The sequence below is a fragment of the Mycobacterium novum genome, from assembly GCF_010726505.1.
GTDB lineage: Bacteria > Actinomycetota > Actinomycetes > Mycobacteriales > Mycobacteriaceae > Mycobacterium > Mycobacterium algericum.
Window position 1 is genome coordinate 1,527,892 of sequence record NZ_AP022562.1, and the last position, 23,543, is coordinate 1,551,434.

General features: G+C 69.2%; 21 protein-coding genes and 2 riboswitches. Of the genes, 12 read left to right on the forward strand and 9 right to left on the reverse strand.

Annotated elements, in window-relative coordinates; genetic code table 11:
• Positions 1-27 precede the first annotated feature (27 nt).
• Both G6N19_RS07015 and G6N19_RS07020 read left to right on the forward strand, forming a co-directional pair.
• The gene (locus tag G6N19_RS07015) at positions 28-612 is read left to right on the forward strand and encodes a TetR/AcrR family transcriptional regulator (RefSeq protein ID WP_013827352.1); all 585 of its coding nucleotides are present in this window, start codon (positions 28-30) and stop codon (positions 610-612) included.
• A gap of 97 nt (positions 613-709) precedes the next feature.
• Positions 710-1,549, forward strand: a complete 840-nt coding sequence (locus G6N19_RS07020; RefSeq protein WP_193466052.1) for a mycofactocin-coupled SDR family oxidoreductase — start codon at positions 710-712, stop codon at positions 1,547-1,549.
• Between the two features lie 59 nt (positions 1,550-1,608).
• Here the strand turns inward: G6N19_RS07020 and G6N19_RS07025 are convergent, their stop codons facing one another.
• From G6N19_RS07025 to G6N19_RS07045, 5 genes are all read right to left on the reverse strand, one after another.
• Positions 1,609-2,253 carry an LON peptidase substrate-binding domain-containing protein gene (locus tag G6N19_RS07025; protein WP_013827350.1) on the reverse strand — a complete coding sequence of 215 codons (645 nt, stop codon included), beginning with the start codon at positions 2,251-2,253 and terminating at the stop codon, positions 1,609-1,611.
• The gene (locus G6N19_RS07030; RefSeq protein ID WP_085975749.1) at positions 2,253-3,392 is read right to left on the reverse strand and encodes a glutamate--cysteine ligase; all 1,140 of its coding nucleotides are present in this window, start codon (positions 3,390-3,392) and stop codon (positions 2,253-2,255) included. Before G6N19_RS07030 ends, G6N19_RS07025 begins: the two co-directional genes overlap by 1 nt.
• A gap of 1 nt (position 3,393) precedes the next feature.
• Positions 3,394-4,101, reverse strand: a complete 708-nt coding sequence (sodC, locus tag G6N19_RS07035; RefSeq protein WP_041316863.1) for a superoxide dismutase[Cu-Zn] — start codon at positions 4,099-4,101, stop codon at positions 3,394-3,396.
• Between the two features lie 9 nt (positions 4,102-4,110).
• Positions 4,111-4,581 (reverse strand): LytR C-terminal domain-containing protein, encoded by a 471-nt coding sequence (locus G6N19_RS07040; protein ID WP_041316859.1) that lies wholly within the window; start codon positions 4,579-4,581, stop codon positions 4,111-4,113.
• A gap of 67 nt (positions 4,582-4,648) precedes the next feature.
• A complete protein-coding gene (locus G6N19_RS07045) occupies positions 4,649-4,957 on the reverse strand; it encodes a DUF3263 domain-containing protein (RefSeq protein WP_013827346.1) in 309 nt (102 codons plus the stop codon).
• 173 nt (positions 4,958-5,130) lie between these two features.
• Between G6N19_RS07045 and G6N19_RS07050 the strand changes: the two genes are divergently transcribed.
• The 6 genes from G6N19_RS07050 to G6N19_RS07075 all read left to right on the forward strand — a co-directional run bounded on the left by G6N19_RS07050 (position 5,131) and on the right by G6N19_RS07075 (position 12,956).
• Complete coding sequence (locus G6N19_RS07050; RefSeq protein WP_013827345.1) at positions 5,131-5,724, forward strand: peptide deformylase; 594 nt, start codon at positions 5,131-5,133, stop codon at positions 5,722-5,724.
• Between the two features lie 10 nt (positions 5,725-5,734).
• Positions 5,735-6,649 carry an N-acetylglutamate synthase, CG3035 family gene (locus G6N19_RS07055; RefSeq protein ID WP_193466053.1) on the forward strand — a complete coding sequence of 305 codons (915 nt, stop codon included), beginning with the start codon at positions 5,735-5,737 and terminating at the stop codon, positions 6,647-6,649.
• 73 nt (positions 6,650-6,722) lie between these two features.
• Positions 6,723-7,544, forward strand: a complete 822-nt coding sequence (locus G6N19_RS07060; RefSeq protein ID WP_083036712.1) for an exodeoxyribonuclease III — start codon at positions 6,723-6,725, stop codon at positions 7,542-7,544.
• A 90-nt stretch (positions 7,545-7,634) separates the two neighbouring features.
• Entirely contained in the window at positions 7,635-8,135 is a 501-nt protein-coding gene (locus G6N19_RS07065) for a hypothetical protein (protein ID WP_193466054.1), read from the forward strand.
• Between the two features lie 10 nt (positions 8,136-8,145).
• Entirely contained in the window at positions 8,146-12,684 is a 4,539-nt protein-coding gene (locus tag G6N19_RS07070; protein WP_193466055.1) for a cation-translocating P-type ATPase, read from the forward strand.
• Positions 12,681-12,956: a hypothetical protein gene (locus G6N19_RS07075; protein ID WP_041316850.1), complete on the forward strand. Its 276-nt coding sequence runs from the start codon at positions 12,681-12,683 to the stop codon at positions 12,954-12,956. The genes G6N19_RS07070 and G6N19_RS07075 overlap by 4 nt, the downstream gene beginning before the upstream one ends.
• A gap of 41 nt (positions 12,957-12,997) precedes the next feature.
• Here the strand turns inward: G6N19_RS07075 and G6N19_RS07080 are convergent, their stop codons facing one another.
• Together G6N19_RS07080 and G6N19_RS07085 are read right to left on the reverse strand one after the other, a co-directional pair.
• Positions 12,998-13,201 (reverse strand): Rv1535 family protein, encoded by a 204-nt coding sequence (locus G6N19_RS07080; RefSeq protein WP_013827339.1) that lies wholly within the window; start codon positions 13,199-13,201, stop codon positions 12,998-13,000.
• A 231-nt stretch (positions 13,202-13,432) separates the two neighbouring features.
• Positions 13,433-13,616: riboswitch (M-box (ykoK) riboswitch) on the reverse strand.
• Between the two features lie 70 nt (positions 13,617-13,686).
• Positions 13,687-15,495: an MFS transporter gene (locus G6N19_RS07085; protein WP_013827338.1), complete on the reverse strand. Its 1,809-nt coding sequence runs from the start codon at positions 15,493-15,495 to the stop codon at positions 13,687-13,689.
• 149 nt (positions 15,496-15,644) lie between these two features.
• Positions 15,645-15,751, forward strand: a riboswitch (TPP riboswitch).
• Here G6N19_RS07085 and thiC point away from each other — a divergent pair.
• The 4 genes from thiC (at position 15,745) to G6N19_RS07105 (ending at position 20,426) form a co-directional block, all read left to right on the forward strand.
• Positions 15,745-17,388, forward strand: coding sequence for a phosphomethylpyrimidine synthase ThiC (thiC, locus tag G6N19_RS07090; RefSeq protein ID WP_013827337.1), 1,644 nt, complete (start codon positions 15,745-15,747; stop codon positions 17,386-17,388). It overlaps the preceding riboswitch by 7 nt.
• Positions 17,389-17,444: 56 nt before the next feature.
• A complete protein-coding gene (gene thiD / locus G6N19_RS07095; RefSeq protein ID WP_013827336.1) occupies positions 17,445-18,275 on the forward strand; it encodes a bifunctional hydroxymethylpyrimidine kinase/phosphomethylpyrimidine kinase in 831 nt (276 codons plus the stop codon).
• Positions 18,272-18,889, forward strand: a complete 618-nt coding sequence (locus tag G6N19_RS07100; protein ID WP_193466056.1) for an alpha/beta hydrolase family protein — start codon at positions 18,272-18,274, stop codon at positions 18,887-18,889. Before thiD ends, G6N19_RS07100 begins: the two co-directional genes overlap by 4 nt.
• 52 nt (positions 18,890-18,941) lie before the next feature.
• Positions 18,942-20,426, forward strand: a complete 1,485-nt coding sequence (locus G6N19_RS07105) for a flavin-containing monooxygenase (RefSeq protein WP_193466057.1) — start codon at positions 18,942-18,944, stop codon at positions 20,424-20,426.
• Positions 20,427-20,454: 28 nt separating this feature from the next.
• On the opposite strand, the gene G6N19_RS07110 is transcribed toward G6N19_RS07105, so the two are convergent.
• Positions 20,455-21,594 (reverse strand): TetR/AcrR family transcriptional regulator, encoded by a 1,140-nt coding sequence (locus tag G6N19_RS07110; protein WP_193466058.1) that lies wholly within the window; start codon positions 21,592-21,594, stop codon positions 20,455-20,457.
• Positions 21,595-21,943: 349 nt separating this feature from the next.
• Entirely contained in the window at positions 21,944-23,428 is a 1,485-nt protein-coding gene (locus G6N19_RS07115; RefSeq protein ID WP_193466325.1) for a M28 family metallopeptidase, read from the reverse strand.
• Positions 23,429-23,543 lie beyond the last annotated feature (115 nt).

The window sequence follows — 23,543 nt, forward strand, 5'->3', positions numbered from 1 at the left end:
AGCGATCACCACCTCGGGACGCGGTGAATGGCGGCCCCGCGCAAGGCGAAATCGACCGATGGCGCCACCCGGCGACGGCTGATCGAAGCGACCGCCCGCATCATGCGAGACGAGGGCTATGCCGCTGCGACGTCCCGGCGGGTGGCCGCCGAGGCCGGGGTGAAACAGGCCCTGGTCTACTACTACTTCCCCACCATGGATGACCTTTTCGTCGAGGTGCTGCGCGCCGGCGCCGACGTCGCACTCGATCGGATGCGCGCCGCGCTCACCGACGACGATCCGCTCCAGACGCTGTGGGCCATCAACAGCGATGCCCGCGTGACCAGCCTGAATACCGAGTTCATGGCGTTGGCTAACCATCGCAAGGCGATCCGGACCGAACTCAAGGCCTACGCCGAGCGGGTCCGCGACATCGAGACCGCCGCGGTCACGGTGGCGCTGCGCGCCAGGGGTGTCGACCTCGACGAGTATCCACCTGTCGCGATAGCCATGCTGATCGCGCAGACCGCACGCAGCCTGTGCAACGAGGAGGCCGTCGACGTCACCTACGGCCACCACGAGCTGCGCGCCCTCGTCGAGCGACAGCTCGGCCGGCTGACTGATCCCGCCTGAGCCGCCGGCGCCCACCCGCTGAACCCACTGTTGACAACGTCGCGGCTTGGTGCCAGCCTTGCTGATCGATCGACCAACAACAGACGGAGGTGCAGACATGGCTGGACGAGTCGAAGGAAAGGTCGCGCTCATCACCGGCGCGGCCCGCGGACAGGGCCGCAGCCACGCGGTGCGACTGGCGCAGGAAGGTGCCGACATCATCGCCGTAGATGTGTGCACCCGGATCAGCAGCAGCAAGGAGATCCCCGCAGCCACCCCCGACGACCTCGCCGAGACCGCCGACCTGGTCAAGGGATGCGACCGCCGTATCGTGACGGCACAGGTCGACGTGCGGGACTTCGACGCGCTCAAGGCCGCGGTCGACAGCGGTGTCGAGCAGTTGGGCCGGCTGGACATCATCGCGGCCAACGCCGGGATCGGCAACGGCGGCGACACCTTGGACAAGACCAGCGAAGCCGACTGGCAGGACATGATCGACGTCAACCTGTCCGGTGTCTGGAAGACCGTCAAAGCCGGTGTGCCGCATCTGATCGCCGGCGGCAACGGCGGGTCGATCATCTTGACCAGCTCGGTGGGCGGTCTCAAGGCCTACCCACACACCGGTCACTACATCGCGGCCAAGCACGGTGTGGTCGGCTTGATGCGCACGTTCGCCGTCGAACTCGGCCAGCACTTCATCCGGGTCAACTCGGTTCACCCCACCAACGTGAACACCCCGCTGTTCATGAACGAGGGCACGATGAAGCTGTTCCGCCCCGACCTGGAGAACCCCGGCCCAGACGACATGGCCGTGGTGGCGCAGCTGATGCACGTGCTGCCGATCGGCTGGGTGGACCCGGTCGACATCAGCAACGCCGTGTTGTTCCTGGCCTCAGACGAATCCCGTTACGTCACCGGGCTTCCGCTCACCGTCGATGCGGGCAGCTGCCTGAAGTAACCCGTTGACGCTGCGTCTACCAGGCACCTCACTCGCACTTCTGTCTGGTAGACGCAGAGTCAACCGTTATCCGGCAGCTCGAATTCGACTCGGGCCGAGACGGTCTCGATCGCCTCGTACAGTGCCGTTAGCCGGTCGGACAGCGACGGCGCCGCCAGCACCGCGTAGCGGTCGGCCTCGCCCATCGGGACCCGGCAGGCCAGCGAGTACAGCCGCTGCACCGGGTCCAGCGAGCGCAGCCGGCGGCCGCCCAGCATGGCGTCGCGCCCGGCCGTCACCCACCGCCGGCGGGCCACCGCCATCCGCTTGTGCAGCGCGACGATGCGTTCTTCCAACTCCCCGAACTGCCTGTCGCTCACCGGTTCCCCCGGCTCGTCGCGCCATACCTCGATGTCGGCCCGCGGATAGGGGTCGTCGGGGAGCCACTGGCTGACCCGGATCCGCTCGCCGGTCAGGCACCGCAGCGCGTAGCGGCCGCCGCCGAGCTCGGTGCAGTCGGTGATGGCCGCCATCGCGCCGATGTCGTTGCGCTGCTCGCCACCGCCCACTTCGCGGCCGCGGGCGATGAGCACCACCCCGAACCGCGGATCGCCGCTGTGCATCAGGTCCCCGACCAGCACGGTGTAGCGCCTCTCGAAGATCCGCAGCGACAGTTCCTCGCCGGGCAGCAGCACCCACTCCAGCGGGAACATCGGCAGTTCCATCACTCGATGTCCAGTTCGGCGACCAGCGCGTCGACGACAGCGCGCAGATCGCCGTCGTGCTCCTCGGCGACCCGGCGCTGCCGCTGGTAGGACGCACCGGTTCGATAGATGTCGGCGACGCCGGCCAGTTCGTCGGCACAGTGGAGTCGCGCCGCGATCGGCTCCAGCCGGTTGAGCAGCTCGTCGAGGTCCTCGGTGACCAGGCGCTCGTTGCTGTCGGCGTCGAGGATGATCTCGGCGTCCAGCCCGTAACGCGCCGCGCGCCACTTGTTCTCCTGCACGTGCCACGGCGGCATGGTGGGCAGCGATTGGTCGGCGTCCAGCCGCCGGTCCAGGTCGACGATCAGGCAGTGGGTCAGCGCGACCAGCGAGCCCAGTTCGCGCAGGTTGGACACCCCGTCGCAGACTCGTACCTCGATGGTGCCCAGGTGCGGGGATGGCCTGATGTCCCAACGAATCTCGTTGATGTGGTCGATGATCCCGGTCTTCTTCTGGTCGTAGACGAAGCCCTCGAACTCCGACCAGGTCTGGAACTGGAACGGCAATCCCGCGGTGGGCAGCTGCTGAAACATCATCGCCCGGTTGCTGGCGTAGCCGGTGTCCTCGCCGGCCCACCACGGCGACGACGCCGACAACGCCAGCAGGTGCGGGTAGTACAGCAGCAGCGACGAGATGATCGGCATGACCTTGTAGGCCGAAGAGATTCCGACGTGGACGTGCACTCCCCAGATCATCATCTGCCGGCCCCACCACTGGGTGCGCTTGATCAGCTCGGCGTAGCGCGGCGCGTCGGTCAGTTTCTGCGCCGACCACTGCGCAAACGGATGGGTTCCGGCGCCGAACAGTTCCATGCCCCGGCTGTGCACGATGGGCCGGGTGGCCGCCAGCGTTTGGCGCAGATCCTCGATCGCCTCGCCGGTGCTGTCACAGATGCCGGTGACGAGCTCGACGGTGTTGCGCAGCAATTCGTTGTGCACGCGCGGGTTTTCGCCGAGCTCTGCCAGCACTGCGCTGGCTTCGTTGCTCAGGTCGCGGGTCGCCGCGTCGACCAGTGCGAACTCCCACTCCACACCGAGGGTGGGTCGGGCGCAGTGGGCGAACTCGATTCGGGCTTTGGACGAAGCCCTGTTGTTCGGCAGGCTATCCGGCGCCGATGACACCACACGCAACTCGTTTGCCGGCGTCTCCGGTGGTCAGCGTGGTCTGGTCCGGGCCTGGCGTGCCGTTGACCTGGGTGTAGCGGTCCGCCGGGATGTTGGCGAAATTGTCGTCGTCGGCGTGGATGATCAACGACGTCCCCTCGCCGTCCAGCAATTCCTGCCGGGTGAACGCATCGGTGGTGGTCACCAGCAGCGCGCTGCCGTCGGAGCGGACCTGCAGCGAGGTCAGGTCGCCGCTCTGCGGGTGCTCGTTGTGGCCGGGCGCCTGGAAGTGCCCACCGGCCGACAGGAAGGCGCCGGGTGCGCCGCCGCCGGGCGCGACCGAGTCGGCTTCGCACTTACCCACGCCGTGGATGTGCATGCCGTGGAAGCCCGGCGTCAGCACGCCGGTGCTGGTGGTCTCCACGGTGATCGTGGCGAATTCTTTCCCGCCGGCCTTGCTGAACTCGAACGTCGCGGTGGCGACCTGGCCGCCGTCGACGGTCGTCAGGCGCGCCACCAGGTTGTCGGAACCGCCCGACTCGCCCGGCTCGCTCGCCGCGCCGGACGGCGCCGGCGACCCGGTCCAGATGGCCGGCGTGGTGCCCGGCACGTCGGAGGGCGGCTCGTTGGGGCTGCACGCCGCCAACAGCACAACCGGGGCGGCGAAGACAGCGGCGGCAACAACTCTGCGGTGACCTTTGACCATGCGAGGAGCTTAACCCGCGACCACCACGATCACGCCCGGTGGCTGCTCGGCCACGTCGGGGATGCGTGGCTGTGCGGCCGCGTGCAGCACCTCGGCCACGGCGTTGGCCGAGTCGTGCTCACCCGGGCCGTCACCGAAGTAGACGGTGGTCTCGGTGACCTCGGGCAGCTCGAGGTTGCCGACGTCGGTCACATTCCAGCCGGCTTCCCGCAGCACTTCCGCGGTGTGCCCGGCCAGGCCCGCCTGCTCAGAGATGTTGTAGACGCGCACCTCGGACCGGTGGGCGGGGCGGTCGGTGGTGGCCGCCGCGGAGGTGGTGGTCACGGGTTTCGACGCCGGCGAGTGGCCGGTGTCGTCGTCGTTGCCGGACGATCCGAGCGCCTGAAATCCGACCAGCAGGAAGATGGTGCCCAAAAACAGCAGGACCATCACCATGGCCCGCAGCGGGAGTCTGGAGGAGTCGGGAACGTGGTCGCTCATTGCGCCCACTGTATCGACGAGCAGGCCACGACCTCTAAACCCCCAGCAATCAGGGGTTCCGGGCGACTCAAGTGATATCGAACCCGAGACGCCGCGCGGCGCGCGCCTTCTGCCGACTCGATCGCAGCCTGCGCAGCCGTTTGACCAGCATCGGGTCGGCAGCCAGCGCCTCAGGCCGGTCGACGAGAGCGTTGAGCACCTGGTAGTAGCGGGTTGCCGACAGCGAGAACCGCTCCTTGATGGCCTCTTCCTTGGCGCCGGCGTACTTCCACCAGTCCCGCTCGAAGGACAGGATGTCGTGTTCGCGACGGCTCAAGCCGTCAGTGGGTTCCGAATCGTCCCCTGATCGATTCGCTTGCGCCATGGCGCCGTCCATATCGTTTCCTGGACCCTTCCGGAAAGTTCTTTGGTCGAACGTTCGTTGCGTTTTCGGCGGCCTGTCCTGAGCGAATATTCAATCACGGCACACGGTGTTGAACCGGGAGCCGGCCCCGCGAGTCGCCGTGGCCGCTGCACTGTGCCGGCGGCGGGCACTTAAGCTTTTCGGTCATGGCCGTCGTACCCATCCGCATTGTCGGCGATCCCGTCCTGCACACCCCGACCACCCCGGTCCCCGTCGCCGATGACGGCTCGCTGCCGGCCGACCTGGCCGAGTTGATCACCACGATGTACGACACGATGGACGCCGCCAACGGCGTCGGCTTGGCCGCCAATCAGATCGGTGTGGGGCTGCGGGTCTTCGTCTATGACTGCGCCGATGACCGCCGCTCGACCACGCGGCGCCGCGGCGTGGTGGTCAACCCGGTGTTGGAGACCTCCGAACGGCCCGAGACCATGCCCGACCCCGATGACGACGACGAGGGCTGCCTGTCGGTGCCCGGTGAGTCGTTCCCGACCGGCCGCGCGGAATGGGCCCGCGTCACCGGCCTGGACGCCGACGGCAACCCGGTCACACTGGAGGGCACCGGTTTGTTCGCGAGGATGCTGCAGCACGAGACCGGGCATCTGGACGGCCTGCTGTATCTGGACATGCTGGTGGGCCGTCACGCCCGAGCGGCGAAGCGGACGGTGAAGTCCAACGGCTGGGGCGTGCCCGGCCTGTCCTGGATGCCAGGCGACGTGCCCGATCCGTTCGGTCACTGAGGGTCCGGTGATGAACCGGCCAGCTGTCGAGCTGCCCCCGGTCGGCACCCGGGTGAGCCTGCGCTATCTGCGGCCGCCCGGTTCGGAGCCGCCGATGGGCGACGTGGTGGGGCACCTGGAGGCGGCCGGGACGGTGGTGCGGGTCCGCTCGTCGGACGGGGTGGTCCACGATTGCCGGCACGCCGACGTGCTGTACGTGCGCCGGCTCACCGATCGGCCGGTGAAGAACTCAGCGATCCGCGCCGTGGAGCACGCTGCCGCGCTGGCCTGGCCGGGCAGCGAACACCAGTGGCTCGACGGCTGGTTGCTGCGGGCCGGGCCCGGTACCGCATTGGCGACGAATTCGGCTGTGCCCCTGGACATGTTCGCCCACACCAGTACCATCCCGGCGATCATCGACTGGTATGCCCGACGGGATCTGGCCCCGACCCTGGCGGTCCCGGAGCGGCTGCTGCGACTGCCGGAAGACATCCCCGCACGGTTGGAGATCCGCACCTTGGTGTGCGAGTTGACCGCCGGGTCGTCGACTCTCGAGACGATGCCCGAGCAGGTGACGCTGACCGACCGGCCCGGCCCTGACTGGCCCGCCGACGACCCGGTGGGGCCGCTGACCGCGGTGGTCGACGGTGAGCTGGTGTTCGCCTCGATACCCGGGGTGGCGGTCGGGCGCGGCGCGGCGACCGAGGCCCCGGACGGCACCCGCTGGCTGGGGGTGACCGCCCTGCGCGTGGCCGAGGGCAGGCGCCGGCAAGGCCACGGGCGGGCGATCTGCACCGCACTGCATGCCTGGGGCGCCGAGCGGGGGGCCGCCCGCGGTTACGCGCAGGTACCGAGCGATGACGTCGGCGCGTTCGCGTTCTGCGAGGCGATCGGGTTCGCCGGTCAGCACCGCACCCGCTACCTCGACGCCCGGATGCTGCGGTAGCGGCGACCGCAACCGCGACGAAGTCGGGCGCCGCGGGTAGCCGCCGTCGATCTAGGGTGACTGCGTGACTGCGCTGCGACTGGCCACCTGGAACGTCAACTCCATCCGCACACGCGTGGGCCGGGTTACCGACTGGCTGGCCCGCGCCGACGTCGACGTGCTGACGATGCAGGAGACCAAGTGCACCGACGCGCAGTTCCCCACGTTGCCGTTTCACGAACTCGGCTACGAGGTGGCACATGTCGGCCACAACCAGTGGAACGGGGTGGCGATCGCCTCCCGGGTCGGTCTGGACGCCGTCGAGATCGGGTTTCCCGGGCAACCCACCTGGGCCAAGGCGGACGCCGACCCGACGGTCGAGGCTCGCGCGCTGGGCGCCAGCTGCGGCGGAGTCCGGGTGTGGAGTCTGTATGTGCCCAATGGCCGCGCCCTGAACGACCCGCACTACACCTACAAGCTGGAATGGCTTGCCGCGTTGCGCGATACCGCCGAAGGCTGGCTGCGTGACGATCCCTCGGCGCCGATCGCGTTGACGGGCGACTGGAATATCGCCCCGCAGGACGACGACGTGTGGAGCATGGAGTTCTTCGACGGCGCGACCCACGTCTCGGAGCCCGAGCGCCGGGCGTTTCACGCGCTGACCGAGGCGCAGTACCTCGACGTGGTGCGACCGTTCACGCCGGGCCCCGGTGTCTACACCTATTGGGACTACACCCAACTACGGTTCCCCAAGAAGCAGGGCATGCGAATCGACTTCATCCTGGGCTCGCCCGCGCTGGCCACCCGCGTAGCGCACGCCGAGATCGTCCGGGAGGAACGCAAGGGCAAGTCGCCCAGCGATCACGCGCCGGTGCTGGTGGATATCCAGCCGGCTCCGAAACCTCGGGTTATATGAATTCGTTGTGGATTCCGCGGGTTCACCCGAAATTCGCATAGGATGGATCGGGTTAACCAATTTGCCTCGTTTGAAGGGCAGGGAATACCCATGAACGCCGTCGCAGGGACGGTACGGAAGGTGGCCGGAGCGGCGACTCGCGCGGCGACCATGACAACCGAGGCGGCCGGCGCAGTCGGCGGGGCCGCACTCAACGGGGTAATCGGTGGCTTGAAGGGGGCGGCGAGCGGCGCGCAGCGCGGCCTGAGCACCGGCAGCCACTCGACCCCCGCGGCCGCACTGACCCTGGGCGCCCTCGGCGTCACCGGATTGGTCGAGTGGCCACTGCTGGTGGCGGTGGGCGGCACCGCCCTGGTGCTCAAGCAGCTGAACCGCTCCGATAACGGCGCGCCGCCGGCGCAGCCTTCGGCGAAGTCGTCGACGAAGGCGCCGGCCGCTTCGACCGCGACGGCCCGGCCGTTGAAGTCGGTGAAGTCAGCGAAGTCGACGAAGCCGTCGGGCTCGTCGACCACGCGGCGCAGCTCGCAGCCGAAGAAGGCGGCAGCGCGACCGGCCCGTAGCGGCAGCAGCAGCGCTCGCGCGCGCCACTGAACGGGCCCGCGTGGATTTAGGTCGTGCCGTCAGGCACTCTCTTCCGCTGCGCGCGGCAAACTTCGGTGTCCAGCTGACCTCCGCATTGGTCGACGCGTCTGTTCAGACCGCGACCGGCATCGCGGGCGCTGCCCTGCCGAGTGGCGATAACGGCTGGGCGTTGTCCCGGCGGTGCTTCCGCGGCGAGGGCCGGGCCTGGGTCGAGGTGCGCGGACTCGATGGGCCGGCCGGGGACGAGCTGGCGACTGCCGTGCTCAGCGCGGCCCGGGCATTGCCTGGGGTCACCTCGGTCCGCTTGAATCACCCACTGTCCCGGCTGGTGGTCGGGCTGGACCCTGACGCCGGCGGCGACGGCGTCTCGTTGCGTGAACTGTGCCGGGTGGTCAGCGACACCGAGGCCCGGCACCGTCGGGTTCATGCGGCGGTCCCAGCTTCGCCTCTCCTTCGTCGAGCCTCGCTGAACCGCCGGCCGGCCCGGCGCGGACGCCTACCGGCCACCCTGCCCGGCGATGGCATGACGCAGGCGCTGCGCGCCCTCACCCTCGGCGCCAACGTCGCCGGCCTGGGCATGGCGACGGTCGGCCGGCTGTTGCGGTTGCCGGTGCTGCCGCTGGGCTTGGAGGCCGGCGTCGTCGTCGTCGACTACCAGCCGCGGCTGCGGCGACTGCTCGAGGACAGCATCGGCAAACAGGCGACCGACGCCCTGTTGTCGCTGGCCGGCGCGGGCGTGCACACGCTCAACCAGGCGCCCACCGCGCTGGCGGTGGACCTGTCGGTGGAGGCGATGCGCGCCGGCGAAGAACGTGCCGCCGAGCGCGCCTGGCGCCGCCGGGAACCGGAGCTCGCCGACTACGCCGACCATCCGCCGGTGCTGATCCCACCACGGCCGGTTCCCCGGCCGCCGGGTCCGGTCGAACGCCACCTGAGCCGCAGCGCCTTGATGCAGGCGATCGGAGCAGGGGTGATCGGCGCCGCGACCGGCAGCCCCGACCTCGCCGGCACCGCCGCCGCGGTGGCCGCACCCAAGGGCACCCGCGCCGCACGCGAGTCGTTCGCCGCCACCTTCGGACGCGGACTGGCCAACCAGCACGGCGCGGTGGTGCTGCGCCCGAGCAGTCTGCGTGAGCTCGACCGGGTAGACACCGTGGTCATCGACCCGCGGGTGCTGTGCGGCAAAACCCTGCGGGTGATGCAGGTGCGCGGCGCCGACGACGAACTGCGGGCGGTGTGGGCACAGGCCCAGGACCGGCTGGATGACGCCGGACTCGAACCGGGCTGGCACCGGATCGGTCAGCGCCCCGGGGTGCAAGCCTCGTTCCAGCCCGCACTGCTGCCACTGGCCGCCGCAGTGGTGACCGAGGCCCGACACGCCGACGTCGAGGTGGTCACCGTCGAAGCCGAGGCGCTCGGCGAGTTGCGGCCGATCTTCGACGACATCCGCCCGCTCGACGGTGCGGCGGTGGACGAGGCGCTGACCGCCGCGGTGACCGCTTACCAGGCCGACGGTCATGACGTCGCGGTGCTGTCGACGGCGGCCGTCGGGGCCCTGGCCGCGGCTGACGTGGCGCTGGGCGTGCTGCCGGGGCAGGAGGGCGCCCCGCCGTGGTGCGCCGATGTGTTGCTGAGCGACCTGGGCGCGGCGTGGCGGGTATTGCACGCTTTGCCGGCGGCGCGATCCGCGAGCCGCCGTGGCGTCGAGATCGCCACCGGTGCGTCGACATTGGGCGCGCTGTTGATGCTGCCGGGAGTGCGCGGCCAGGGACCGGGCCCGGTGACCACCGGCGCGGCGGCCGGCGCACTGTCCGGCTACTGGCTGGCCAGGCGCGCCGTGGACGCCCCGATGCCACGCCCGGCGGCGGTGCACGAGTGGCATGCCATGTCGGTGGACCAGGTGCGCGCGATGCTGCCGCCGCCCGAGCCGGAGATCCCGGCCGGGGACCAACACGCCCCTGCTGCGGCAGCCGCGCTGGCGGCGGTCGACCTGGCCCGTCGCGGCGCCCAGCGCGGCGCACCGCCGCGGATGATCTGGCAGTTCGCGCAGGCAGTCCGCAGCGAGCTGTCCGACCCGATCACGCCGGTGCTGGCGCTGGGAGCCGCCGCCAGCGCGGTGCTCGGTTCACCGGTCGACGCGGTACTGGTCGGCTCGGTGCTGGGCGGCAACGCGATGCTGGCGGCCGCGCAGCGCCTGGTGGCCGAGCGGCGGCTCAATGTGCTGTTGAACGAACAGGTTCCGCCGGCACGCCGGCTGCTGCCCGATGGCGGCTACTGCGAGGTCCCCGCCGAGGAGTTGCGTCTCGGTGACGTGATCGAGGTGCGGGCGCACGAGGTGGTGCCCGCCGACGGTCGCTTGATCGACGCCGACGATCTCGAGGTCGACGAGTCGTCGCTGACCGGCGAGTCGCTGTCGGTGGTCAAGCAGGTCGAGGCCACGCCGGGAGCGGACCTGGCCGAGCGCGAATGCATGATCTATGCGGGCACCACGGTCATCACCGGTACCGCCCTGGCGCTGGTGACCGCGGTGGGTGCCGACACCTACAGTCGCCGCGCCGCCGACCTGGTCGCCGGCGAGCAGTCGGCGGTCGGATTGCAGCACCAGCTGAGCCTGCTGACCAGCAAGGCCTGGCGGATCAGCCTGGCCGGGGGCACCCTGGTGACCGGTTTGGGCGTGCTCCGGCGGATCGGGTTGCGACAGTCGGTGGCCTCCGGCATCGCCATCGCCGTCGCGGCGATCCCGGAGGGCCTGCCGCTGGTGGCCACCCTGGCGCAGCAGGCGTCCGCCAGGCGGCTGACCAAATCCGGTGTGCTGGTTCGGGTGCCGCGCTCGGTGGAGGCGCTCGGCCGCGTCGACGTGGTGTGCTTCGACAAGACCGGGACGCTGAGCCAGAACCGGCTGCGGGTGACACAGCTGACACCGGCGCCGGGGTACAGCACCGATGAGGTGCTGGCGTTCGCGGCGCAGGCCGCCCCGGCCACCAACGGCCGGCAGGTGCACGCCACCGATGCCGCGATCATCGAAGCCGCGACGGCTGCCGGCGTGGTGGATCCCGATCGCGGCGAGGTCGCCCATCTGCCGTTCCGGTCCGGCCGCAGCTACTCGGCGACGATCGTCGGCGCCGAGTTGACCGTCAAGGGTGCGCCGGAGGTTGTCGGGCCCGCCTGCGGCGGGGACCCGGCGATCCGCAAGACGGTGCTGGGTATGGCCGGCGAGGGGCTGCGGGTGATCGCCGTCGCCCGGCGGGAACTCTCCGCCGCGCAGGTCACCGCCCTGGGTGAGGATCCGGATCCGGAGGACATCGGCCAGTTCTGCGGCGACGGGCTGACGTTCGTCGGGTTGATCGGTATCGCCGACACACCCCGGCCGGAGGCCGCCGCCCTGCTGGCCGACCTGGACCGCTGGCAGATCCCGGTGCGGCTCATCACCGGCGACCACCCGGTCACCGCCACCGCGATCGCCCGGGAGCTCGGCCTACAGATCAGCGCCGATCAGGTGATCAGCGGCGCGGAGTGGGATGCGTTGTCCCGCAAGGGCCAGGAAGTCGCGGTAGCCGAGCGGGTGGTGTTCGCCCGGATGTCACCGGAGAACAAGGTGCAGATCGTGCAGACCCTGGAGCGCACCGGCAAGGTGTCGGCGATGGTCGGTGACGGCGCCAACGATGCCGCGGCCATCCGCGCCGCCACCGTCGGGATCGCGGTCGTCGCCCACGGCAGCGAGGCCGCCAGCACCGCCGCCGACGTGGTATTGCTCGATGGCCGGATCCACACCCTGCTCGACGCGTTGGACGAGGGCCGGGAACTGTGGCAGCGGGTGCAGGCAGCGGTCGGGGTGCTGCTGGGCGGCAACGCCGGCGAGGTGGCGTTCGCGATCATCGGCAGCGCGCTTACCGGGCGCTCACCGCTCAACGCCCGCCAGCTGCTGCTGGTGAACATGCTCACCGACGCACTGCCGGCGACCGCGCTGGCGGTCAGTGAACTGAACGACTCGGCGGCCGCCACGGCGCGTGGCCCGGATCCCGACGCGCTGTGGCGCGCGGTGGCGGTGCGCGGGGTGACGACCGCGTCGGCCGCGGTGGGCGCCTGGACGCTGGCCTCGATGACCGGCCGCCAACAGCGGGCCTCCACGGTCGCGCTGGTGTCGCTGGTCGCCGCCCAGCTGGGCCAGACGCTGCTGGACTCGCATGACCCGCTGGTGGTGGCGACCGCGGTCGGCTCGCTCGCCGCAATGGGGACGTTGATCTCCATTCCGGGCGTCAGCCAGCTGCTGGGCTGCACCCCGCTGGGTCCGCTGGGCTGGGCTCAGGCGCTGGGGGCGGCGACGGTCGCCACCGCCGGCGCGGCCGTGGTGCCGAGGCTGCTGTCCGGCTTGCAGGAGTCAGCCGACAAGCCCACCCAGTTCATGGTGCCCGTGCCGCGCCAGCCGGACGGCACCCCGACCTCCGACGGCCACTCCGCGCCACGGCTGCGGCTTGTGCACAATGGGGACACCGGCTCTCGCCGCGGAACGGCCGCGGCCCGATCATCCGGCGACCCGTCGCCACCAGGAGGCTCATGATGGCGGACAAGACGCGGCGCAGCGCATCCCAGCGGGAAGCGGTGGCCCACATCCGGGATGCCGAGGGCTTCGCGGTGGAATTGCCGCTGTTCGGCAAGGTGACGGTGCCGCGACCCGAGCAGCTGGCCTACTACGGCGGGCTGGCGCTGCTGGCCGCGTTCGAGATCATCGACTGGCCGGTAGCCGCTGCGGTGGCTGCCGGCCACATTCTGGCCAACAACCACCGCAGCGAGGTACTCGAGCAACTCGGCGAGGCCTTGGAGGACGCCTAGCAGACGCCTAGCGAAGACGTCTGTCCGCGGCCTCGGTCGACTCAGTGGTCGACGGTCAGCACCCCGACGCGCCACAAGAGTGCATACATCTGGTGCAGGGGACCACTGAGCAGCCGGGTGGCCATGTCGACCACCGGGTCTGAGGCGGGCGCAGCCGGTGCACCCCGGCGGGTGTCCACCTTCTTCGCCGTGCTGATGGCACGCGGGGCCGGCGCCTGGATGTCGGTGTAGGCGATTGCAACCATGATGATGGCCTCCTAGTCGCGTAACGCCGCTACGCGCTCAGCTGGAGGCCGGAATCGGGGCTCAACTGGAGGCGGTATGCGACCGTTCGGATGGGGACGGAACAGAAGTCAGATATCGGCTCGGACTATCACCGGAACTCATGCGTCCCTCACCTCCTCTCGGTCGCGGGCACGCGTCGGCGTGCCGGTTTCACCGCAGGCTTTGGAGGCAGCTCCGACGACTGTCGGAAGACCGCACCCCTCTCGTCAGAGCTTCGACACTGCACGGCGTGTCCCGCCCGCTCAGATCCGCGAGCCGGAAGCCACTTGGGCTCAACCCTTAAGCCGGGAGGAGCTGTCCTGACCCGGGGCGTCTTTCGACGTTCGGGGTCAGTGGCCTGTGTCCGTGCAGACGCCTCACCTAACGAGGTGCTTGCATGGTCCATAGTGCATCAGGAATGCGCCCGGGTCAATTCAACTCACCCACCGGTTTCCACACGGTTCGGTCACGACCCGGCAGCATCGTCGAGGTGCACCGTCACCCGGGTTCCGCGGGCGCCCGGGGCGCTGTCGGACCACTTCACCGGCTCGCCGGCGTAACGCCCCGGCGCCGCCCACGACGTCAGCGCACCGAGCACCATCATCACCGCCGCGGCGGCGAACACCACCGCCAACCCGGTATGGAACGGCCCGGAGATCAGTTGCGGGAAGAAGCTGTGCCCGGTCAACATCTGGGCGTCGACACCGGGATGGTCCAGCGCACCGGAGGGCCCCAGCAGTTCGCCGATCGGGTTGTAACCCAGAAACGCCGCGAACAGGCTGCCCACCGGCGGGGTGTTGGCCACCTGTTCGGCGACCTCGGCGGGCACTCCCCGCTGCTGCAACCCCGCACCCATCGCCTCCGGCAGCGTGTTTGCCAGGCCGATCACCATGAGGGAGAAGAAGATACCGATCGACAACGACGTGCCGGCGTTGAAGAACGTGGCCCGCACACCCGAGGCGGCACCGCGCTGCGCGGCCGGGACGCTGGACATGACCACGGCAGTGTTGGGCGCGGTGAAGATCCCGCCGCCGAGTCCGTTGAGGAAGACCAGCGCCGCGAAGATCCGATAGTCGAAGTCGACCGGAAGCAGCACCAGCGCCACAAACGTCACCGCCATCAGCGCCATCCCACCGACGGCGAACGGGCGGGCGCCGTGCCGGTCGGACAGCGACCCGGCCACCGGACCGGCCAACAGGAAGCCCACCGTCATCGGCAGCAGGTAGATGCCCGACCACAGCGGGGTGGATTCGAAGCTGTAGCCGTGCAGCGGCAACCAGATCCCCTGCAGCCAGATGATCAGCATGAACTGCATGCCGCCGCGCCCGATCGCCGCCAGCAGCCCGGCCGCGTTGGCCATGCCGAACGCCGGGATCTTGAACAGCCGCACATCGAGCAGCGGCGCGGCGACCCGCAGTTCGATGACGCAGAACAGCGCCAGCAGCGCCACCCCCAGCGCCAGCGAACCCAGCACCACCGGGCTTGTCCAACTGGTCGGCGAATCACCATGCGGCTGAATGCTGTAGGTGATCGCGGTCAGCACCACGGTCAGCCCCAGACCCAGCGTCACCGTTCCCGCCCAGTCCAGCTTGGCCGGTGCGCGCTCGCCGAGTTCGTGCAGCGAACGCATCGACCAGACGGTGCCCAGCACCCCGATCGGCACCCCGACCCAGAACACCGCCCGCCAATCCCACTCCGACAACAGCCCGCCGATCAACAGGCCGACGAAGGAGCCGGCGACCGCCGCCACCTGGTTGACCCCCAGCGCCATGCCACGCTGATTGGCCGGGAAGGCGTCCGTGATGATCGCCGCCGAGGACGCGAACAGCATCGCCCCGCCGACGCCCTGCACCACCCGCCAGCCGATCAGCCACCGGGCGCCGGCGCCGAGGTCGAACGGATCGATCGACAGCGCGATCGCCGCCACCGTGAACACCACGAAGCCGGCGTTGTAGATGCGCACCCGGCCGAACATGTCGCCGAGCCGGCCGAAGAACACCACCAGCACAGCCGACACCAACAGGTAGCCCATCAGCATCCACAGCAGGTAGCTCACGTTCGCCGGATCCAGCGGGTTCAGCCCGATGCCGCGGAAGATCGCCGGCAATGAGATCAGCACGATCGAGCCGTTGACGGTGGCCAGCAGCACACCCAGCGTGGTGTTGGACAGTGCTATCCACTTGTAGCGCGGGTGATCGCGGCCGTAGCGCAACCGGCGACCGCCGGCCGCGACAGCACCGGAGTCGACGCCCACCCCCTCGACGCGCGCCGTCATCGTCTCTCCCGCGGTTCTCCGACCCAAAGCGCATATATTAGCTATGCAAAGGATCGGGTGCCTAATCGGCGGCGTCGGCGCCCTGGTCGGCGCCTTACGTCGGGCGTCGCACTGCGCTAGCGTGGCAGTGCAGTGATCGCAGTACAGAAAATCCACACCGCGGGAGCGCAACCTGTGCGCTGAGAGGACGGCCGGGGCCGTCGACCGTACGAACCTGACCGGGTAATTCCGGCGAGGGAGAGGAAGAAAATGACTGATGTCGTCATCGAGCCGCAGGTGACCACCGGGCCGATCCCCTACAGCGAGAAGATTTACCGCGAGATCGAAGCCCCCGGTGGCGCGGTGATGAAAGTGCCGTTCCGGCGGGTCAACCTGACCAACGGCGAGCACTTCGACCTTTATGACACCTCCGGCCCGTACACCGACACCGACGCGGTGATCGACCTGCACCGCGGCCTGCCGGCCCGGCCGGGCGTGGTGCGCGACCGCGGCACCCAGTTGCAGCGCGCGCAGGCAGGTGAGATCACCGCCGAGATGGCCTTCATCGCCGCCCGCGAAGGTTTCCCCGCCGAGCTGGTGCGCGACGAGGTGGCCCGCGGCCGCGCGGTGATCCCCGCCAACCACAACCATCCCGAGCTGGAGCCGATGATCATCGGCAAGGCGTTCAAAGTGAAGATCAACGCCAACATCGGCAACTCCGCGGTGACCAGCTCGATCGGCGAAGAGGTCGACAAGATGGTGTGGGCCACCCGTTGGGGTGCCGACAACATCATGGACCTGTCCACCGGCAAGGACATCCACGAGACCCGGGAGTGGATCCTGCGCAACTCCCCGGTGCCGGTCGGCACGGTGCCGATCTACCAGGCGCTGGAGAAGGTCAACGGCGACCCGACCAAGCTGAGTTGGGAGTTGTACCGCGACACTGTGATCGAACAGTGCGAGCAGGGCGTCGACTACATGACCGTGCACGCCGGGGTGCTGTTGCGCTACGTGCCGCTGACCGCCAAGCGGGTCACCGGCATCGTGTCTCGCGGTGGCTCGATCATGGCGTCGTGGTGCCTGTCGCGCCACCGGGAGTCGTTCCTCTACACCAACTTCGAAGAGCTGGCCGACATCCTGGCCAGCTACGACGTGACCTTCTCCCTCGGCGACGGGCTGCGGCCCGGTTCCATCGCCGATGCCAACGACGAGGCGCAGTTCGCCGAGCTGCGCACCCTGGGCGAGCTGACCAAGATCGCCAAATCCCGTGGCGCCCAAGTGATGATCGAAGGCCCGGGGCACGTCCCGATGCACAAGATCGTGGAGAATGTGCGGCTGGAGGAGGAGTGGTGCGACGAGGCGCCGTTCTACACGCTCGGACCGCTGGCCACCGACATCGCACCGGCCTACGACCACATCACCTCGGCGATCGGCGCGGCGATCATCGCCCAGGCCGGTACCGCGATGCTGTGCTACGTGACGCCCAAGGAGCACCTCGGGCTGCCGGACCGCAAGGACGTCAAGGACGGGGTGATCGCCTACAAGATCGCCGCGCACGCCGCCGACCTGGCCAAGGGCCACCCGCATGCGCAGGACCGCGACAACGCATTGTCCAAGGCGCGCTTCGAGTTCCGCTGGTATGACCAGTTTGCGTTGTCCCTGGACCCGGACACCGCGCGCGAGTACCACGACGAGACGCTGCCCGCCGAGCCGGCCAAGTCCGCGCACTTCTGCTCGATGTGCGGTCCTAAGTTCTGCTCGATGCGGATCAGCCAGGACGTTCGCGACTACGCAGACGAGCACGGGTTACAGACCCAGGAGGACATCGACGCCGCCATCGCCAAGGGCATGGCGGAGAAGTCAGCCGAGTTCGCCGAGCACGGCAACCGGGTGTACCTTCCCATCTCCACCTAGTGGTGATCGCAAGCGCGGCGGAGCCGGGCGAAGCGGGTCGCCACTCATCCAGCACAGTGGAGTTCCTGCCGCCGGCGCCGCCCGGAACGACCCCGGCGCGCGTCTTGACCATCGCCGGGTCGGATTCCGGCGGCGGCGCCGGCATCCAGGCCGACATGCGCACCTGCGCGATGCTCGGTGTCCACGCCTGCGTCGCGGTGACGGCGGTGACGGTGCAGAACACCGTCGGCGTCAAGAGCTTTCACGAGGTCCCCGCCGACACCGTCGCCGCCCAGATCGAAACGGTGGTGCCCGACATCGGAATCCAGGCCGCCAAGACCGGGATGCTGGCGTCGGCGCAGATCATCACAGCAGTGTCGGCGACCTGGCGGGAACTAGGGCTGACCGTGCCGCTGGTGGTCGATCCGGTGTCGGCGTCCATGCACGGTGATGCGCTGCTGGCGTCGTCAGCACTGGATGCTATGCGCGACAATCTGTTTCCGCTGGCGACGCTGGTGACGCCCAACCTGCACGAGGTGCGACTGCTGGTCGGCGTCGAGGTGGTCGACGCCGCGACCCAGCGGACGGCCGCCCGCGCGCTGCACGCCCTCGGTCCGCAGTGGGTACTGGTCAAAGGCGGACACCTGCCGTCTGAGCAGCACAGCCCCGACCTGCTTTTCGACGGCACCGCCTTCCAGGAGTTCCCCGGGCCCCGCGTAGCCACCTCCGACGACCACGGCGCCGGTGACACGCTGGCCGCGGCCACCGCCTGCGCACTGGCGCACGGGTTCACCGTTCCCGCCGCGGTGGCGTTCGCCAAGGACTGGGTCACCGAGTGCCTGCGCGCCGCCTACCCACTGGGCAACGGACACGGCCCGGTCTCGCCGCTGTTCCGGTTGGCGCGATGAGCCTCGACGAGATCGCCGGGGTAGCCCACCGCCCGGCGGGTTCCCCGGCCGGCGTCGTATTGCTGACCCACGGCGCCGGCGGAAACCGGGATTCTCCTATGTTGCAGCGGATGTGCGACGAATGGGCACGGCGCGGCTTTCTGGCTATCCGCTACGACCTGCCGTTTCGCCGGCGCCGCCCCAAGGGTCCGCCGTCGGGGTCGGGGGCCGGCGACCGGGACGGCATCGTCGCGGCGATCGGATACGCCCGCGTCCTGGCCGACGGTCCGCTGATCGCCGGCGGCCACTCCTACGGCGGGCGGCAAACCTCGATGGTGGTGGCCGGCGGGGGCGTGCCGGTAGACCTGCTGGCGTTGTTCTCCTACCCGCTGCATCCGCCCGGTAAGCCGGAGCGCCGCCGTACCGAACACCTGCCCGGCATCGGCGTGCCCACCGTGTTCACCCACGGCGGCTCGGATCCGTTCGGGACGCTGCCCGAGGTTCACGCCGCGGCTGCGTTGATCCCGGCCCGGCACGACGTCGTCGAGATCAGCGGTGCCCGCCATGATCTGGCATCCAAGGCCCTGGACGTGCCGGCGCTGGCGGTCGACGCCGCCCTGCGGCTGCTGAGCTGAGACCCGCCGGTGAGCTTCGCTGGTTACCGGTGAGTCAGGTACCGTGATTTTCATGAGTAGCGAGCTGTTCGACGTCGTCATCGTGGGCGCGGGTTTCGGCGGGATGGGTGCGGCGATCGAGCTGAAGAAGCTCGGCTACGACAACATGGTCCTGCTGGAGCGCGAGGACGATCTGGGCGGAACGTGGCACGTCAACCGCTACCCCGGCCTGGCCGTCGACATCCCCTCGACCACCTACTCGTACTGGTTCGAGCCCAACCCGCACTGGACGCGGCTGTTCGCCACCGGTTCGGAGCTCAAGCGCTACGCCGAGCACGTCGCCGACAAGTACGACGTGCGCCGCCACATGCGGTTCAACACATGCGTCGAGGGCGCCCGCTGGGACGAGGAAGCCCAGCGCTGGCAGGTGAGCCTCGCCGACGGTGCCACGCTGAGCGCCCGCTACCTGATCACCGCGACCGGTTTCCTGTCGCAACCCCACACCCCGGACATCCCGGGCATCGCCGACTTCGCCGGCAAGGTGGTGCACACCACCGCGTGGGACGCTCACCACGACTTCAACGGTCGGGCGGTCGGCTTGATCGGCACCGGCGCCACCGCGGTGCAGCTGATCCCGGAGCTGGCCAAGACGGTCGGCGACCTCACGGTCTACCAGCGCACCCCGATCTGGGTGGCACCCAAACTGGACTTCGGGTTCTCCCCCGTCGTGCAGCGACTGTTCGCGCGGGTCCCGCTCGCCCAGCGGGCGCTGCGGTGGGTGACCGACAGCCTGCTGGAGTTCATGACGTTCGTCGGGGTGCTCAACTTTCCGTACTTCCGCCGGCTTTCGATCGGCGCGATGGACCTGTGCAAGATTCACCGGTTCATCTCGATCCGCGACAAGGAACTGCGGGCCAAGCTCACCCCGAGCTACGACATCGGTTGTAAACGGCCCAGCTGGTCCAACGACTACTACCGCAGCTTCAACAAGCCGCACGTGCACCTGGAGACGGCCGGGATCGAACGCGTCGAACCGGACGGGATCGTCACCGTCGACGGCCGCAAGAGCGTGATCGACACTCTGGTGCTGGCCACCGGCTTCGACCTGTGGGAGGCCAACTTCCCGGCGATCGAGATCGTCGGACGCGACGGCCGCAACCTGGGAAAGTGGTGGCGAGAGAACCGGTTCCAGGCCTACCAGGGCGTGTCGATTCCGGCCTTTCCGAACTTCCTGAGCCTGGCCAGCCCGTACGCGTTCTGCGGCCTGTCGTTCTTCAACACGATGGAGTACCAGATGCGCCACATGGGCCGGTTGTTCGGCGAGCTGCAGCGCCGCGGCGCGACGACCTTCGAGGTCACCGAGGCCGCCAACACCCGCTTCCTCGACGACATGACCAAGCGGCTGGACCGCTCGGTGTTCTACGCGGGTGACTGTGCCACATCACGGTCCTACTACTTCAACCCCAGCGGCGAGGCATCGCTGCTGCGCCCCACCTCGGTGCGCAACGCGGTGCGGGATGGCTCCCGATTCCCGTTGGAGGACTACCAGATCGCCTGAGCCGGAAGCTGGTCCAGCACCAGACCCGTCAGTTGTCGCCGATCGCGACGGCCTCCAGGAGTTTGCGCAGCGCGGCCTGCGCGTAACCCGGTGCCGCGGTGGCCTTTACGCCACCGTACGACCGTCCCTCCCGGTCCAGCCGGCCCAGGTCGTCCACCAGGGCCGCCAAGGCGTGAACCAGGAACCTCGCGTGCAGGGCGTCCAGCTCCGGCCGTACCGCCGTCAGTGGCCCGACCCAGGTGTCGATGAAGGCGCGCTCCGAATCGCGCAGCAGGTCCCGCTCCGAGGGACCCAGGTTGACCCGCTCGGTGTCGTAGACGGCCGCCAGTTCGGGATTGGCGAAGATGGTGGCCACGAACGCCTCGACCAGACGGGCCAGTACCTCGCGTGGGTCATTGAAGACGCCCGCGATCGCCGACATCTCCCCGCCGATCCGGTCGACGGCACGCTGTAGACCCGTGGTCAAGATGTCGCTCTTGCTCGAGAAATACCGGTAGACGCCGGAGGCGGGGACGCCCACGGCGTCGGCGATCTCGGTGACGCTGGTCTCGGCGTAGCCCTTGGTACCGAACAGCAGGATCGCCGAATGCAGCAACGCCTCGTACGGCCCGGCGTCCGGCGTGAAAATGCGCCACACCGACGGGCGATTGACCCCGACGTCACCCTGTTGCGGCAGTTCGGCGCCGGCCAGCGCCCGCGTCGTGTTCAGCATCAGCGTCCTGATCTCGTCGTCCGAGATCGGCAACCGGTGCCCGACGACGCTGCCTGCGATGCTGAGCAGGCCCGCGGACAGGGTCCACCGCTCGACGGAGGTCAATCCCGGGCGCAGCACGTTGAGCGGGCGTTGCACCCGCCGGTTGACCTGATGGATGTGGGCCGTCAGCGTCGCCTTGTCGTCGGGCTGCAGGTAGCGGCCCTGCCACCGGTAGAGCCCGCCGGCCTCGCGGTTGTTGAGCGCCGACGAGATGAGCGCGTTGATGATCCGGTCCAAGACCGCGCCGGGATCTTGTTCCAATTCCGCGTCGGGAATCTCGTCGACGAAGGCGGTACAGTCCTCCAACTGCTGACCGAGCGCGCCGACGACGACGGCGAACATCTGGTATTTGCTCGGGTAGTGCCGGTACAGCGCCGGCGCCGAGATTCCAACCTTGGTGGCAATCGCCTCCATGCTGGTCGCGTGGTAGCCCTGTGCGCTGAACGCCTCCGCAGCCGCACGCGTGATCTGGGCTTTGCGGTCTTTCGGGCGCCGTCTGATGTGGCCACCCGTGCGTCCGGCCGGGCCATTCGTAGCACCGAGCGTGATAACCACCTCTTTACGACTCCGGCCAGTTCCGTCACTTTCAGAGCATTATTAACATATCTAGGTGAACGGCGCGGCACGAGGTGCTGCGCGCGCGTCCTCCCGGTCTCGGCGACCGGAGAGCCGAACCCGGCCGGGGGCCGCTATCGACCGCGGGCAGTCCGCGCAGGCGTCAAGGCGCGGCGGGCACCCACCAGCAGGGCGCCCGCCGGACGGATCACGGTGTGGTGACGACGTGACGGGTGCGGTCGTCCCGGACCGGAACTCCGTTGCGGCCACTGAGATCCTGGGCGTACATCCCGACCGCGTAGGGTACGCCCCGGCCGTTGACGGCCAGCTCGTCGCGGTCGATGTTGTCGATGGTGTCGCCCTTTTGGTGATAGTTCGGATCGAACGGCTCGTCGGCGGCACCGCCCCACAGCTTGGCCTCGTCTTCCGACTTCTTCACCTCGGCTCCGGAGAACAGCCCGCCGGACGGGATGCCGGCCTGGGTGAATCCGTCGTAGTCGGAGCGACCGTCGAAGGAGGTGTCGCGCGGTTCCTTGCCGGCGGACTTGAGGTAGGCCACCAGGGTCCGCTCGATCCCGGCCGAGCCTTCCGGCACCACCGGTTGGCCGCGCTTGGTCGGGTCCAGCGACTGGTCGCCGTCGTAGGTGAAGTAGCCCGGGTTCGGCGAAGCGAGCATGTCGAAGTTCAGGTACAGCGCGATGTTCTTGAGCTGCTCGACGTCGAGTGACTCGATGTACTTCCGCGAGCCGATCAGGCCCAGCTCTTCGGCGCCCCAGAACCCGAACCGCACCGCGTTGTTCACCTCAGGTGAATCCCCCAATTGCAGCGCGGTTTCCAGTACCGCTGCCACGCCCGAGCCATTGTCGTTGATCCCGGGCCCCTCGGGGACGCTGTCCAGGTGGGCGCCGAGCATGACCACGTTCTCGGTCGATCCGGTCTTGGTCTGGGCGATCACGTTGCGGGCGGGGATGTCGTCGGTGTGCGCGTCGAGTTTGACGGTCATGGTGCCGTGGCCGCCGCGCAGCATCGCACCGTCGGCCTTCGTCACGCTCACCACGGGGATCTTGACCTCGGTCTTCTCCCCCAGTGTCCCGCCCATCTTCTCTTCGTCGACGCTGTCGGCGACCACCATCGCCACCGCGCCCTGCTCGACGGCGATGGCCATCTTCTCCTTGAACGGGCAGGTTCCGCGGTCCACCAGCACCACGGCGCCGGAGACGGTCAGCCCGTCGTAATCCTCGGCGCTGCAGCCGGGGCTGTCGTCGGCCGGCGCGGCGACCAGCGGCCCGGTGACACCCTCGGGCGGGGTTCCGAGGCTGTACTGCAGCGCGCGGGCCTCGACGGTCTTGTCGCCGAGTCGCACCGAGCCCGTCTCGGCTTTGAACACCCGGGCGATGAACTCCGGAGTCTCCACGTCGAAACCGCGCTCGCGCAATGTGTTGGCGACGTAGTCGACACTGGCGTCGTAACCCGGGGTGCCGACGGCGCGGGTGTCCTTGTTCGCGTTGGCGATGTCCTGCAGCTTCTGCAGGTGCCCCATCATCGCGTCGATGGTGACCTTGTCACTCAGGGTCTTGGCGAACTCCGCGGCCGCGGCGGCATCCGGTACCTGCTCGGCGGTGCGCGGTGCGCTGCTGCTGCTGCACCCGCCGGTGAACAGCGTGGCGGCCAGCGCGACGCCGAGGACGGGCATGAGTTTCTTCTGGTAATCCACGCGTCCACGTTAGTGGGTGGGCGTCGCGAGCGAGTTCAGGCGGCCCGCCGGGCCGTGCCGGGCGCCCCCGGCGAAGGCGGGAGCACCGCACAAG

Coding starts and splice junctions, on each gene's coding strand:
- G6N19_RS07015 (WP_013827352.1), top strand. CDS start 28: ATGGCGGCCCCGCGCAAGGCGAAATCGACCGATGGCGCCACCCGGCGA.
- sodC (WP_041316863.1), bottom strand. CDS start 4,101: ATGGTCAAAGGTCACCGCAGAGTTGTTGCCGCCGCTGTCTTCGCCGCC.
- G6N19_RS07020 (WP_193466052.1), top strand. CDS start 710: ATGGCTGGACGAGTCGAAGGAAAGGTCGCGCTCATCACCGGCGCGGCC.
- G6N19_RS07045 (WP_013827346.1), bottom strand. CDS start 4,957: ATGGACGGCGCCATGGCGCAAGCGAATCGATCAGGGGACGATTCGGAA.
- G6N19_RS07110 (WP_193466058.1), bottom strand. CDS start 21,594: ATGGAGGCGATTGCCACCAAGGTTGGAATCTCGGCGCCGGCGCTGTAC.
- G6N19_RS07050 (WP_013827345.1), top strand. CDS start 5,131: ATGGCCGTCGTACCCATCCGCATTGTCGGCGATCCCGTCCTGCACACC.
- G6N19_RS07040 (WP_041316859.1), bottom strand. CDS start 4,581: ATGAGCGACCACGTTCCCGACTCCTCCAGACTCCCGCTGCGGGCCATG.
- G6N19_RS07065 (WP_193466054.1), top strand. CDS start 7,635: ATGAACGCCGTCGCAGGGACGGTACGGAAGGTGGCCGGAGCGGCGACT.
- G6N19_RS07080 (WP_013827339.1), bottom strand. CDS start 13,201: ATGGTTGCAATCGCCTACACCGACATCCAGGCGCCGGCCCCGCGTGCC.
- G6N19_RS07085 (WP_013827338.1), bottom strand. CDS start 15,495: ATGACGGCGCGCGTCGAGGGGGTGGGCGTCGACTCCGGTGCTGTCGCG.
- G6N19_RS07105 (WP_193466057.1), top strand. CDS start 18,942: ATGAGTAGCGAGCTGTTCGACGTCGTCATCGTGGGCGCGGGTTTCGGC.
- thiC (WP_013827337.1), top strand. CDS start 15,745: ATGACTGATGTCGTCATCGAGCCGCAGGTGACCACCGGGCCGATCCCC.
- G6N19_RS07075 (WP_041316850.1), top strand. CDS start 12,681: ATGATGGCGGACAAGACGCGGCGCAGCGCATCCCAGCGGGAAGCGGTG.
- G6N19_RS07115 (WP_193466325.1), bottom strand. CDS start 23,428: ATGCCCGTCCTCGGCGTCGCGCTGGCCGCCACGCTGTTCACCGGCGGG.
- G6N19_RS07025 (WP_013827350.1), bottom strand. CDS start 2,253: ATGGAACTGCCGATGTTCCCGCTGGAGTGGGTGCTGCTGCCCGGCGAG.
- G6N19_RS07055 (WP_193466053.1), top strand. CDS start 5,735: ATGAACCGGCCAGCTGTCGAGCTGCCCCCGGTCGGCACCCGGGTGAGC.
- G6N19_RS07100 (WP_193466056.1), top strand. CDS start 18,272: ATGAGCCTCGACGAGATCGCCGGGGTAGCCCACCGCCCGGCGGGTTCC.